12 protein-coding genes are annotated in these 12876 nt (G+C 62.3%); 10 read left to right on the plus strand and 2 right to left on the minus strand.

Features of this window, described 5'->3' with window-relative positions; genetic code table 11:
- Positions 1–57 precede the first annotated feature (57 nt).
- Together BV911_RS10800 and BV911_RS10805 are read left to right on the plus strand one after the other, a co-directional pair.
- The gene (locus tag BV911_RS10800; protein ID WP_086053624.1) at positions 58–1374 is read left to right on the plus strand and encodes a cytochrome-c peroxidase; all 1317 of its coding nucleotides are present in this window, start codon (positions 58–60) and stop codon (positions 1372–1374) included.
- A gap of 56 nt (positions 1375–1430) precedes the next feature.
- On the plus strand, positions 1431–2315 hold the full coding sequence (locus tag BV911_RS10805; RefSeq protein WP_240512219.1) for a transglutaminase family protein: 885 nt from the start codon (positions 1431–1433) through the stop codon (positions 2313–2315).
- A 26-nt stretch (positions 2316–2341) separates the two neighbouring features.
- Here the strand turns inward: BV911_RS10805 and BV911_RS10810 are convergent, their stop codons facing one another.
- Together BV911_RS10810 and BV911_RS10815 are read right to left on the minus strand one after the other, a co-directional pair.
- Entirely contained in the window at positions 2342–3619 is a 1278-nt protein-coding gene (locus BV911_RS10810; protein ID WP_086053625.1) for an AGE family epimerase/isomerase, read from the minus strand.
- A gap of 210 nt (positions 3620–3829) precedes the next feature.
- The gene (locus BV911_RS10815; protein WP_086053626.1) at positions 3830–4774 is read right to left on the minus strand and encodes a YihY/virulence factor BrkB family protein; all 945 of its coding nucleotides are present in this window, start codon (positions 4772–4774) and stop codon (positions 3830–3832) included.
- A gap of 359 nt (positions 4775–5133) precedes the next feature.
- Here BV911_RS10815 and BV911_RS10820 point away from each other — a divergent pair, with 359 nt between their 5' ends.
- The 8 genes from BV911_RS10820 to hisD all read left to right on the plus strand — a co-directional run bounded on the left by BV911_RS10820 (position 5134) and on the right by hisD (position 12793).
- Positions 5134–5877, plus strand: coding sequence for a metallophosphoesterase family protein (locus BV911_RS10820; protein WP_086053627.1), 744 nt, complete (start codon positions 5134–5136; stop codon positions 5875–5877).
- A gap of 96 nt (positions 5878–5973) precedes the next feature.
- Positions 5974–6282 carry a GIY-YIG nuclease family protein gene (locus BV911_RS10825; RefSeq protein WP_086053628.1) on the plus strand — a complete coding sequence of 103 codons (309 nt, stop codon included), beginning with the start codon at positions 5974–5976 and terminating at the stop codon, positions 6280–6282.
- Positions 6283–6401: 119 nt separating this feature from the next.
- On the plus strand, positions 6402–7172 hold the full coding sequence (locus BV911_RS10830; RefSeq protein ID WP_086053629.1) for an SDR family NAD(P)-dependent oxidoreductase: 771 nt from the start codon (positions 6402–6404) through the stop codon (positions 7170–7172).
- Between the two features lie 187 nt (positions 7173–7359).
- A complete protein-coding gene (locus BV911_RS10835) occupies positions 7360–8490 on the plus strand; it encodes an ABC transporter ATP-binding protein (RefSeq protein ID WP_086053630.1) in 1131 nt (376 codons plus the stop codon).
- 38 nt (positions 8491–8528) lie between these two features.
- Positions 8529–9632 (plus strand): PotD/PotF family extracellular solute-binding protein, encoded by a 1104-nt coding sequence (locus BV911_RS10840; protein ID WP_086053654.1) that lies wholly within the window; start codon positions 8529–8531, stop codon positions 9630–9632.
- A 60-nt stretch (positions 9633–9692) separates the two neighbouring features.
- Positions 9693–10637: an ABC transporter permease gene (locus BV911_RS10845; RefSeq protein ID WP_086053631.1), complete on the plus strand. Its 945-nt coding sequence runs from the start codon at positions 9693–9695 to the stop codon at positions 10635–10637.
- Positions 10634–11434 carry an ABC transporter permease gene (locus tag BV911_RS10850; RefSeq protein ID WP_086053632.1) on the plus strand — a complete coding sequence of 267 codons (801 nt, stop codon included), beginning with the start codon at positions 10634–10636 and terminating at the stop codon, positions 11432–11434. The genes BV911_RS10845 and BV911_RS10850 overlap by 4 nt, the downstream gene beginning before the upstream one ends.
- Positions 11435–11464: 30 nt before the next feature.
- Positions 11465–12793 (plus strand): histidinol dehydrogenase, encoded by a 1329-nt coding sequence (hisD, locus tag BV911_RS10855; protein ID WP_086053633.1) that lies wholly within the window; start codon positions 11465–11467, stop codon positions 12791–12793.
- Positions 12794–12876: the final 83 nt, after the last annotated feature.

Genomic DNA, 12876 nt, shown 5'->3' on the forward strand with positions numbered 1-12876 from the left:
TTGCAGCGGCGCGGTCCGGCAAGGCATGGTCAGGGATATTTCAACCGGAGGCCCGCGATGCTGTGCCGTTTCCTTGTCCCTTTTCTGCTGGTCGCTGGCCCCGGACTGACCGATCTGCCGCTTGCCGTTGACGACGGGCAGTTCACAGCAGTTGCCCTGCCAGAAGCGGAACTGGGGCAGTTGCTGTTTTATGATCCGATCCTGTCCGGCAATCGTGCTATCTCTTGCGCCACGTGCCACCATCCACGGTTCGGCACCTCAGACGGTCTATCGCTGGGGATGGGTGAGGGCGGCATCGGGCTGGGGCCAAACCGCCGTCCCGATCCGGCCAATCCGCCCGAGCAACGGATTCCGCGCAATGCGCCGGCGCTGTTCAATCTCGGCGCACAAGACTTTACCGTGCTGTTTCACGACGGCAGGATCGAGGTGGATCCGACCCGCCCGGGGGGGCTACGCACGCCGCTTGCCGCTGATATGACGCTTGGATTTTCCGGCATTTTATCGGCTCAGACGATGTTTCCGGTGCTGAGCCAAGATGAAATGGCCGGGCATGTGCAAGAGAATGAAATCGCCCGCGCCGCGCGCCAAGGCTTGATCACAGGACCGGGCGGGGCGTGGGATCTGATCGCGCAACGGGTCGCCGCCATTCCGGCCTATCAGGCGCGGTTCGAAGCGGTCTATCCAGAGATCGCGGCCGGTCGCCCCATCGCCTTTACCGATATCTCCAACGCGATTGCGGGCTTTATGGGATTCGAATGGCGCTCGGATGACAGCCCGTTTGATGCGGTGCTGCGTGGCGAGGCGGCGTTAGAGGGGGCGGCCGCGGACGGGCAGGCGCTGTTCTATGGGGCGGGCGGGTGCAGCACCTGCCATTCTGGGCCGTTCCAGACCGATCACGACTTTCACGCCATGGGGGTGCCGCAAATCGGGCCGGGCAAGGCGGCGCGGTTCGAAAGCCACAGCCGGGATGAGGGCCGCCTGCGCGTGACCGGCCTTGCCGAGGATGCCTTCAAGTTTCGCACCCCAAGCCTGCGCAATGTCCGCCTGACCGGGCCTTACGGCCATTCCGGCGCCTATGCTGACCTGACCGAATTTGTCACGGCGCATGCGGATCCGCGCCGCGCGTCAGAAGCGTATGACCGCTCTCAAGCCGTTCTGGTCGGGCCGAGCTTTGCGTCGGACTGGCGCATTCTGGATGATCCGGCGGAGATTGCCCAGATCGTGGCGGCGACATCGCCGGACCGGATCGACCTTTCCCCGACCGAGATTGCAGCGCTTGTCGCCTTCCTTGACAGTCTGACCGGGGCGACCGCGTTGACCGGGCGGCTGGGAGTTCCTGAAACGGTGCCCAGCGGCTTGCCCGTTGACCAATAAAGTAGCGGAATGGCGTCGTTTGACCTAGACTGGACAGGTCAGATTCAGTTCGAGCCTTGATTGGAACCAAAGACCGTCCACTGTGGTTACATGCCACCAGTGACGGTTCTGCCGCGCTGTTCCTGATACCGCCCCTAACCAGAGAGTTGGACCCGCAAGTGATCTTCGACATCAATGTTCATCTGCATTACCGGATGGCTGACCCGACCGACATCTTGTTGCAGATCGAGGCGGCGGAACTGCCCGACCAGCCCTTGCATCACGCCAATATTGACCTCAGCGACACGGCCTATTTCGCCCGGACCCTTGCCGAGGATGGCATCGGCAACCGGATCTGGATGCAGGTCCAAGGTGATTTCGTTTGTGATTACACCTCGCGCGTTGAGGTCACGCGCCCGGTGCCGGACCTGTCAAATTTGCAGACCGGTCCGCTGCATTTGTTGCCGGGCGATGTGTTCAAATACCTGATGCCCTCGCGCTATTGCCCGTCTGATGAATTCCAAAGCTATGTGTTTGAAGAATTCGGTCATTTGTCCGGCGGCGCGCGGGTCGTGGCCATTCGCGACTGGATCGAAGGCCATTTTCGCTATTTGCCCGGCGTCAGCACGTCACAGACCACGGCGCTGGACACCTTTGTGCAACGGCAGGGGATTTGCCGCGATTTTGCCCACGTGCTGATCACGCTGGCCCGGGCCTCTGCCATTCCCGCGCGGTTCTGTAGCGTGTTTGCACCGGGGGTCACGCCGCAGGATTTCCATGCGGTGGCGCAGGTCTATCTTGACGGGGCGTGGCATCTGGTCGATCCGACGGGGATGGCCAGCGCCGACAGCATCGCCATCATCGGGGTCGGTCAGGACGCCGCGCATGTGGCATTCCTGACCAGTTTTAATTATGCGCAATTGCTGGAACAGACGGTGTCGATCGACGTGCCGAACCTTTAAGGCGCAGGGCTGTCTGTCCCCTTACTTCAGAGCGCGCCCAGCTGATCCAATTCCCGGGCAAGGCCCTGCGTAATGCTGCCATCGGCGGGAAAGAGGGGGATCAAGCAGGCCTGAAGGGCGTGGTAGAGATCGGGCTTGCCGGTAAAGACCCGTGGCGCCGGGCGCATTTCGGCATCCAGTTCCGGGTGCCATGCACCGGCGGTATGGTCGATGAAACGGGTGCTGACCACGCCCCAAATCCGGCGATACCACTGTTCGAACCGCGGGTCCGCATCGACTGAGGCCAAGGCGGCGGCGGCACCGATGCCTTCGGCGCAGGGCCACCAAAACCGGTCGGCCTGCGCCGGGGCGTCGTCCCAGTCCAGCGTGTAGTAAAAGCCGCCGGTGTCCTCGGCCCAGCCAATCTGGGTTGTCGTGAGAAACAGGTTGCGGGCAGCGTCAAGCATCCAGTCGTCGTGGCGGTCGCTTAACCCCCAGAGCTGAACCAACAGCCGGCTCCATTCCAGCGCGTGGCCGGGGGTGGTTCCATGCGGACGGAACATCGGATCGCCGGAATAATCGCGGTCGATCTGCCAGTCTTCGGTGAAATGCTCGGCCACGCGCCAGCCTTCGGCCCGGGCGTGCCGGTCGATAATCAGGCTGGCAATGCTGCGCGCCTTGTCCAGATAGGCCACCGTGCCAGTGGCCTCAAAGGCTGCCATCAGGGCTTCGGTGAGATGCATGTTGGAATTTTGGCCGCGATAGGGGCCAAGCGCCGACCAGTCGGCAGCGTATTCTTCGGTGGTGGCTCCTGCGTCTGCGTCCCAGAACCGGGTCTCAAGCACCTCGGTGATGTCCGCAAGCAGCCGGTCCGCATCGGGATGGCCGACCACCTTGGCCGAAGACGCGGCCAACAGAACGAAGGCATGCCCATAAGCCTGTTTGCTGTCATTAACCGGGCCAGCATCGTCGACACCCCAGTAGTAGCCGCCCCGAGCCGCATCGCGGTGCCGCGACCATAGGAATGCCATGCCGTGATCGACCATCGGATCGGCACCGGGATACCCCAACTGATGCGCGATTGCCGAGCAATGAACCATTCGGCAGGTTTCGTGCAATTGGCGCAATGTGCCGGTTTCGCCGTCCGAGGCGGGCAGGGGCTGGCCCTCACTGTCGAGCACAAAGAAGCCCCCAGCGGGATTGAGCGAGGCCGGTTGGAAGAAATCCAGCAAATCCATGGCCTGTCCCATCAGCCAGTCACGATGCGCCGGACGGTCGACAAAACGCGGTCCGGTGGTGCCGATCCAAGGGGTAAGAGATGTCATCAGCAAGGTTCCTTCACGGTGAGGGGCCAGTCCAGCCCGAGGGCCCCATCGCGTGGCCCGGATCGGTAGGACGTTCTGACCCGGCTTCGACGAAGGGTCAAGCCGCTGGCATCATTCGCTAGGCCCGTTCGGGGCTAGCGATCCTCTATGGGATCATCAGAGCTACGGCCTAGGGCCGGTGCTCCTTCAGGGATCGGGCCGCTTGCCGGGTCACGTGGTGGCTTCGCCCAACTCATCTGCCTTTACGGCCCCCCGCTCGCCCATCGGTTTTGCCGGACCCGAGGTGCTGTCGCGGGCGGTCTGGGCTTCGATCTCGCCATCCAATTCGGCACCAAACAGAAGGATCACGGCCGTGATCCACAGCCACATCAGCAGCACGATCACACCGCCAAGGGCCCCGAAGGTCTCATTGTAATTGCCGAAATTGCGGGCGTAGACGGAAAATCCCAAGGTCGCAATCACCCAGAGCAGACAGGCCACAAGTGCGCCCGGTGCCAACCAGCGCCATTTTGCTGGGCTGCGGGAGGGGCCGAACCGGTACAGACCCATGAAGCTGACCACGCCCAAGGCGTAGAGGATCGGCCAGCGGATCAAGAGCAATCCGTCGCGCAGCCACGGGGCCGGATCAAAAATCGCAAGCGCGACCGGCAACGCGGCCAGAATAGCCAAGGTCAGCACGGCGATGACCAACAACCCTAAAGTCAGCGCAATCACCACAAGCTGAAGGTGGATCAGGCCGCGCTTTTCCTCTTCGTTATAGCAGGTGTTCAGGCCGATGATGACATTGTTGACCCCGCGTGAGGCCGAGAACAACGCCAAAAGGATACTGACGATGGCCGTAAAGCCCAGATCGTCGCTCTGCGCACTGGCCACGTCGTTAACTTGGGTAGAGATGATGTCAGCCGCACTGCTTGGCAAGGCACTGGTCAGGGATTGTATCTCGCGCGACAGTGTCAGCGGATCCGCAATGAGCCCGCCAATGGCAAGCAGGGCAGTAATGGCCGGGAACAGCGCCAGCAGGCCGAAAAATGCGACCCCAGCGGCAATGAGCATGACGTTGTCTTTCAGGACCGCTCGATAGAACCGGACCAAAATATCGCGCCACGCGATCCACGGCATTTGTAGAACACCTGTTGCATCGCGGCCTCGTGCCATCCGTTCCTGCCTTCTTATAAGCTCATCGTTGCCAGTCCAACGTGTTGCGACCGCCGAAGGTTCCCGAGTTGATCCTATCGTCGGTTGGGCTGCTGGCCTGTCGGCGCAATGCTGCAATGCAGAACTTGCATGGCCCCAGCTATTGTGCAGGCGCAGCGTCGGCCCTAAATACTGCCCAAGAGATTGGTTCCTCCTCCTCCCTGAGCCAATCCTCGCAAATTGGCGACGTCCCCTCCTCCCGGGCGTCGCCTTTTTTTGTGTCCGGACCGCAGCCCCCTCTCAGATGGGACGATCTGCGCCCTTGTCTTGTCACCATTCGGCGAAGAGGTCATGACTGACCCAACCAACCGGAGGCGCCCATGACCCCTATTCACGCCATTGGCGATATTCACGGCCATCTGGCCCAACTCGACGCCGCGCTGGACGCCATCGCGCGCCACGGCGAGCCGACAGCGCAGGTGGTGTTCCTTGGTGATTTTGTGGATCGCGGGCCAGATGCGCGCCGGGTGATTGAAACGCTGATGCAGGGCCAAGCCGATGGGCGGCCGTGGATCTGTTTGTTGGGAAACCATGACCGCTTCATCGCGCGTTATCTGGCCAACCCGAAATACTGCGATCCGAATACATCGCGTCCGCTGCTGTGGACTGACACGCCGTTGGGCGGGCGGGCGACCCTTGCATCCTATGGGGTGGATGCGTCGGAAGATCGACGGATTGAGGATATCCACGCCGATGCCGTCGCAGCGATTCCGCAAGCGCATCTCGACTGGATCGCCGGGCTGCCGCGCTATTACGAAACGGATGACCATATTTTCGTCCATGCCGGGCTGCGGCCCGGGGTGCCGCTTCGCGCGCAAAAAGAAGACGATCTCATCTGGATCCGTGACGGATTTCTGAACAGCGACCATCGCTGGGATCGTCTGGTGGTGCACGGTCACACCGCGCTCGATCACCCGCAACTCTACCACAACCGCCTGAACCTTGATGGCGGCGCGGGCTATGGTCGCCCGCTGGTTCCTGCCCTTCTGGAAGGACGCGCTGTGTCGGTCCTGAACCAGACCGGGCGCAGCCCGCTTGCGGTTTCCGCTGTCACCAGCAGCTAACGGGGTTCCCGGCGCGGGCAACCGGTGGCGGACGGGATTGCGCCCAGTGCCGGAACCATGCTGTGTTGAATGAAATCAACGGGGGGCAAGTCTGCGATGACCGCGCATGATGCATCGGCAAAGCCCGATGGCGCTCCGGCAGAGGCGGCCTTTGTCTACGTGCTGGGATGCCTGACGGCCCAAGGCTATCGCACCTATGTCGGCTGGACCATCGATCTTGAGCAACGTGTGGCCCGCCACAATGCGGGCACCGGGGCCAAGACCACCCGTGGCCGGACGTGGTGCCTGCTTTATGCCGAGCGCTGGTCATCACGGCGCTGCGCCATGAGCCGGGAGTGGTATTTGAAACGTGACCGCCCGATGCGGCGGGGCTTGGCGCGAACCGCGCAAGGCTTAACACCGTAACCGCATGCGTTGCCGTGGTTTGCGTGGCCCCGCATAGGTCATGGCCTTCTGTTGGATCGAAGTGCTTGCGTGATGCGGCCCGAGGCTGCAAGACGCGCGTGCACAGGAAAGGAACCCCAATGACCGCTGCATCGCTGTTTGATTTGTCCGGGCGGATTGCCCTTGTCACCGGCGCAAGTCGCGGTCTCGGCCGGTCGATTGCCCTTGGCCTGGCCGAGGCCGGGGCCGATCTGGTGGTGGCCGGGCGCGATGCGGCGGCCTTGGCCGACACTGTCAGCGCCATAGAGGCAATGGAGCGACGCGCCCGGCCGCTGTCCCTTGATCTGCGCGATGTCGCGGCCTTTGATGCAGCGGTGGCCGACATTTCTGCAACCTTCGGTCCGCTGGATATTCTGGTCAACAATGCCGGGATGGAAAGCGTGCGGGCCTCAACCGAGGTCACGCCGGATCTGTGGGATGCCATAGTTGACACCAACTTGAAGGGCGCGTTCTTTCTGTCGCAGGCGGTGGCGCGCTCGATGTTGCCGCGTGGGGCCGGGGCGATCGTCAACCTCTGTTCGTTGACCTCTTTCGTGGGTATCCCGACGGCTGTGCCTTATGGGGCCTCCAAAACCGGCCTGCTGGGCGTGACCCGGGCATTGTCTGCCGAATGGGCCGGGCAGGGGGTGCGCGTGAACGCAATTGCGCCGGGCTATTTCCGCACAGCCATGACCGAAGCCTTCTATCAGGACGATACCTGGGAGACGGCGATGCGCGCGAAAATTCCCATGGGCCGGTTTGGCACGCTGGACGAGGTGCGCGGGGCAGTGATTTTTCTGGTCTCGGATGCGTCGGCCTATATCACCGGCCAATGTCTTGGGATCGACGGGGGCTTTCTGGCCTCTGTGTGACCGGCCCCGCTGGTTTGACAGGGCCGTGCTTATTCGACAATCGTCCCGCAAGCCCGGCGGATCATTTCACGCCACTGGCAGGGCCGCTACGATTTGACCTCTGGGAAAACCCAAGAAATCTATACAAACGGTTCGGCCTCGGCATTAAGGTCGATTGATGGTGGAATTGAGAGCGGTGGCAGTCAGTATGAGGAACGTCAGCACGTCGAGCCCGGCCAAGTCAGGTCTTGGCGATGCGGCAGTATCGGTCCGCGATGTGTCGGTGGACTTTGATGGGACTGTCGCTGTCGCGAATGCGTCGTTCGATCTGGCTCAGGGCCGGTTCCTGACCATCTTGGGGCCGTCGGGATCGGGCAAGACCACGCTGCTGCGCATGATCGCCGGGTTTCTAACCCCAAGCAGCGGCGCGATTTTTGTGGCCGGTCAGCCGGTCGATCGCTTGCCGCCGCACCGGCGATCCATCGGGATGGTGTTTCAGAAACTGGCCTTGTTCCCGCATATGACTGCGGCCCAGAATGTGGCGTTTCCGCTGAAAATGCGTCGCCACGATGCCCGGACCATCGCAGCCCGGGTCGATGACTTTCTTGATCTGGTCCGGCTTGGCGGGCTTGGCGGACGGCGGGTTGGCGAATTGTCAGGCGGTCAGCAACAGCGCGTGGCGATTGCCCGCGCCCTTGTGTTTGAGCCCGATTTGCTGCTGTTGGATGAGCCCCTTGCCGCCCTCGACCGCAAGCTGCGCGAGGAAATGCAGTTGGAATTTCGCCGCATCCAGCGGGAACTTGGCGTCACCACGATTAACGTCACCCACGATCAGCGCGAGGCGTTGGTGGTATCAGACGAGGTTATCGTGATGGATCACGGGGTGATCCAACAGGCCGCGCCGCCTTCGGTGCTTTACCGGGAACCTGCCAACGAATTTGTCTCGGGCTTCATCGGGGTTAGTAGCGTGCTGAACGGCACAGTTGGGCCGGGCGCGACGTTGCTGGTGGGCGATGTGGCCTGTCCGGGGCGCACGCGTGGCCTCGACGCCGTGACTGGCACACCGGCGCGCGGAATGGTGCGGGCCGAGCAGATCCGCATGGCCACCGAGGCCCGCACGCTGACCGATCTGGACGTCACCCTGCCCGGCACCGTGCAGGAGGCGATTTTTGAAGGCGAGCGGCGGCTCTATTCGGTGCAGGTGCCCGCGCTTGGCGGCGCGGTGTTGCAGGTGTTGCATCACGATCCCCTTGCGCTTGATTTGCTCGCCCCCGGAACGCCGGTCCATCTGGGCTGGCGTGCCTCTGATTTGTTGATCCTGTCGGCCACCGCTGCTTGATTGCGGCCCATCCACACCCATCCAACACGGAGATGATCATGACCCACTCACGCCCGCGCCGCCAACTGACCCGGCGCAGCCTGCTGCGCAGCACCGCAGCCCTTGGGGCCACTGCGGCCATCCTTCCCAGCAAGATCTGGGCGCAGGAGCCCGAGAAGCCGTCGGAATTGATTGTCCGTGCATGGGGCGGCAGTTGGGTTGAAAGCTTGAAGGCAGGCGTGTCGGACCCGTTCACCGAAATGACCGGCATCCGCATCCGCCATGACCTGACCGAGGACAACGAAATTCAACCCAAGATCTGGGCCGCTGCCGCACAAGGGCGGGTGCCGCCGATCCACATCAACTGGGACACCACCACCAACGCGACCAAATCGGCGCTGCGCGGTGTGACCGAAGACCTGTCGGATCTGCCCAACCTTGCGAACGCCACAGAGCTTGCCAAGCCGGTCGGTTTTGACGGCTATCCGATGGTCAATACTTATGGCTATGTCTATGTGCTGGCCTATCGGCCCGAGGCGTTCCCCGATGGCCCTCCGGCGTCTTGGCGCCACTTGCTCGACCCGAAATTCAAAGGCCGGATTGCGCTTTATAATGATGGCATCGGCTTCCATTTCCCGGCTCAGGTCGCCGGGGGCGGCACCTTGGCCGACATTCCAAGCAACATGACCGCTTGCTGGGACTTTGTCGAAGAAATGAAGGCGCAAGAGCCGCTTTTGGGCGAAGACCCGGACTTCACCACATGGTTCCAGAATGGCGAAATTGACGCCGCCTGCACCATTTCCACCAATGCCCGCGAAGCCCGGATGAACGGCGTCGACATCCAGTGGACGGTGCCCGAAGAGGGCGCGAAATTTGACACTGACGGCATGTGGATCCCCGTGGGTCTGCCTGAGAACGAGCTGTACTGGGCCAAGCAATATATCAACTTCGCCCTCACGCAGCAGGCCCAGCAGGTATGGCTGGACGGCCTCGGTTTGCCCGGGGTTGTGCCGGGCCTGACCCCGCCCGCCGATCTGGTGGACGATGCGTCCTATCCGACCCAGCCCGAGGACTTTAAAAATCTGATCCGGATTTCGGGGCAGATTCAGGTCGAGAACGAAAGCGAATGGTTCTCGAAGTTCAAGGCGATCATGCAGGGCTAAGGCCCGCGCTGGCCGGGACCCGATCTGTGGTCCCGGCCTTTAGATTACGAAAGACGGCCCATGCGAAAATCGCGCGCCGCCTATCCGGTGGGATGGCGGATAATGGATGGCCTTGAATGGGCTGTGGATCGGCTTTGGCCACGCACGCTGTCGCGGCTGACGCCGTGGCTGATGGTGCTGCCGGCAATCTTGCTGGTCGGCCTGCTGGTGCTGGGTCTGATCCAGATCGCGGACGCATCGCTGCGGACGCTTGATCGGTCGACCTTCCTCATGTCCGACAGTTGGAGCGATGCAAACTATGCCCGCGCCCTGAGCGATCCGGTCTATGCCAAGATCCTGTGGCGGTCGCTGTCGGGGGCGGTGATTGTGACCGCGATCACGCTATTTTTCGCCTTTCCCTATGCCTATCTGATGGTGCGGACGCCGCGAGCTTGGCTGCGCAAGCTGCTGTTGATCGCGCTGTTTCTGCCGTTCTTCATTGGGCAGGTGGTGCGTGCCTATGGCTGGCTGATCATCTTGGGCAATCAGGGCATCGTTAATGACATGCTGGGGCTGGTCGGGGTCGCGCCGTTGCGGTTGCTGTATAACTATCCGGCAGTGGTGTTTGGACTGGTGCAATATATGCTGCCCTTCGCCGTGCTGATGCTGGCGCCCGCGTTGACCGCCATCCCCGAAGAGACCGAGGCGGCGGCAGGATCGTTGGGGGCAAATTGGGGCCGCACCCTTGTGCATGTGTTGCTGCCGATGGCCCGGCCGGGGCTGGTCGGGGCGGGCTTGGTGGTGATGACCCTGACCCTGACGGATTTCGCCATGCCGGCGATCTTGGGGGGCGGATCGCAAGATTTTATCGCCAACGCGATCTATGATCAATTCTTCCGCACCTCAGATCAGGGCTTAGGCTCGGCGCTGGCTTTGATGCTGGTGGGGCTGGGGTCGTTGATTGTTGGGGCGATCTTTATGCTCTTCGGGGCTGGCACCCTTGCGATGGGAGGGCGCAGCAAATGACGGCGTCTCGTTCGCAACGGGTGGTGATCTGGATCTTGGTCGGTCTGGCGCTGGTGGTGCTGTCGGCCCCCACCGTGGTGGTGTTGGGCGCGTCTTTGACCAGCGGCAACATCATTACCTTCCCGCCTGACGGCTTGTCACTGAAATGGTACGCGAAATTGGCTCAGGCCGCCGATTTGCGCGATGCGTTTCTGCGCTCGCTCTGGGTGGCGAGCATCTGTACGGCGGTGGCGCTGCCGGTGGGCACATTGGCGGGCATTGCGCTGGCGAAGTTCCGGCTGCGCTTTGAGAACGCGTTGCAGATCTATTTGCTGCTGCCCTTTACCATCCCGTTGATCGGCTCGGGCATTGGCCTGATGCTGGTGTTTGGCGAATGGCGGGTGCTGGGGCAGCTTTGGCCTGTCGGCATCGCCTGTGCCGCGATCAACCTGCCCTTTATGATATGGGCAGTGTCGGCCAGTGCCGGGGCCCTGAATGACGATCTGGAACTGGCCGCGGCCAGTTGCGGAGCCGGGCGGGTTCAAACCTTTGTGCATGTCACCTTGCCGGCGGTCTTGCCGGGGGTAATTACCGGATCGCTGCTGATGTTTATTCTGGCGCTGAATGAGTTTTTGGTCAGCCTGCTGCTGACTGACGCCCGGATCGTCACCTTGCCGGTGCAAATCTATAACTCGATCCGGTCGATTATCACCCCTGATCTTGCCGCTGTGTCGGTGGTGTTCATCGCCTGTGCCGCTGTGGCCATTGCTGTTCTGGACCGTGTCGTCGGTCTGGACATCTTCCTGAAATCGAAATGACGCGCGCTGCGCAGAAAGGCTCCCACGCCGATGACTGAGGTTTCCGTTCACCATCTGGATCAACTTGACGCCGAGGCCTATGCCGCCCTGCTGCGCCGGTCCGAGACCGATCTATCAGGATTTATCGACAAGGTGAAACCCATCATCGAGGCCGTTCGGACCGAAGGCGATGCGGCCTTGGCCCGCTTCGGGCGTGAGTTTGACGGTGCAACCGGGCTACAGGCCGATGGTCTGAAAGCGACCGAGGCCGAGTTCGACGCCGCTTTCGATGCCGTGGACGCCGAGGTGATCGAGGCGATCCGGTTTGGCATCGACAATATCCGCACCTTCCATGACGAGCAAAAGCCTGAACCGATGTGGCTGCGGGAAATCCGTCCGGGGGCCTATGCGGGCGACCGCTTCACGCCGATCCAGTCGGTGGCGCTGTATGTGCCGCGCGGCAAGGGCTCGTTCCCGTCGGTGACAATGATGACCTCAGTGCCCGCCGTGGTGGCAGGGGTGCCAAATCTGGCGATTTTCACGCCGCCCAGCCCGGAAGGCGGGGTGGATGCCGCAACGCTGGTGGCCGCCCGGTTGGCCGGGGTCGAGACCGTTTACAAGGTCGGCGGCGCGCAGGCCGTCGCCGCCGCCGCCTATGGCAGCCAGACCATCAAACCGGCGCTGAAAATCGTCGGTCCTGGCAGCCCTTGGGTGGTGGCCGCGAAACGCCTGCTGTCGGGGGTGATTGATCCGGGGCTTCCCGCCGGTCCGTCCGAGGCGATCATCTTTGCCGATGACAGCGTCGATGGCGGCTTGGCGGCCCTTGATCTGTTGATCGAGGCCGAGCATGGTCCCGACAGTTCGGCCTATCTGGTGACGCATTCCCAGCGGGTGGCCGACGAAGCCCTCGCGGCGCTGCCCGCGCATTTGGCCCGGATGACCGAGTATCGGGCTGGGTTTGCACGCACGGTCCTCAGCGGTCGTCATGGCGGCATCATCGTGACCCCGTCGCTTCAGGCCAGCTATGACTTTATCAACGCCTATGCGCCTGAGCATCTGGAATTGCTTTCGACCGATCCCTTCGCCCATTTGGGGCAGATCACTGAAGCTGCCGAAATTCTGATGGGTCCATATACACCGGTCACCATCGGCAATTTCTGTCTTGGTCCGAACGCAGTTCTGCCGACCAGCCGAGGCGCGCGAACCTTTGGCCCGCTGTCGGTCAGCGATTTCGTCAAACGGTCGTCGATCGGCTACGTCACGGCGGGCGCCTATCCGGAACTGGCGCATCAGGCCGGTGTTCTGGCGCGGTATGAAGGCTTTTCCAGTCATGAGAATGCCGTGTCCGACCTGCGTACCCCTTATCTCACCAAGGGGTAATGGGGATGCGCCCTGCTGGGCGGCGTTGATCGGGCCGGGGTGACCTAACCCGACACGGCCGCTAAAACCGAGAATGCGGGGCG

Source organism: Pseudoruegeria sp. SK021 (assembly GCF_002119405.1).
In the GTDB taxonomy this organism is placed as follows: domain Bacteria; phylum Pseudomonadota; class Alphaproteobacteria; order Rhodobacterales; family Rhodobacteraceae; genus Meridianimarinicoccus.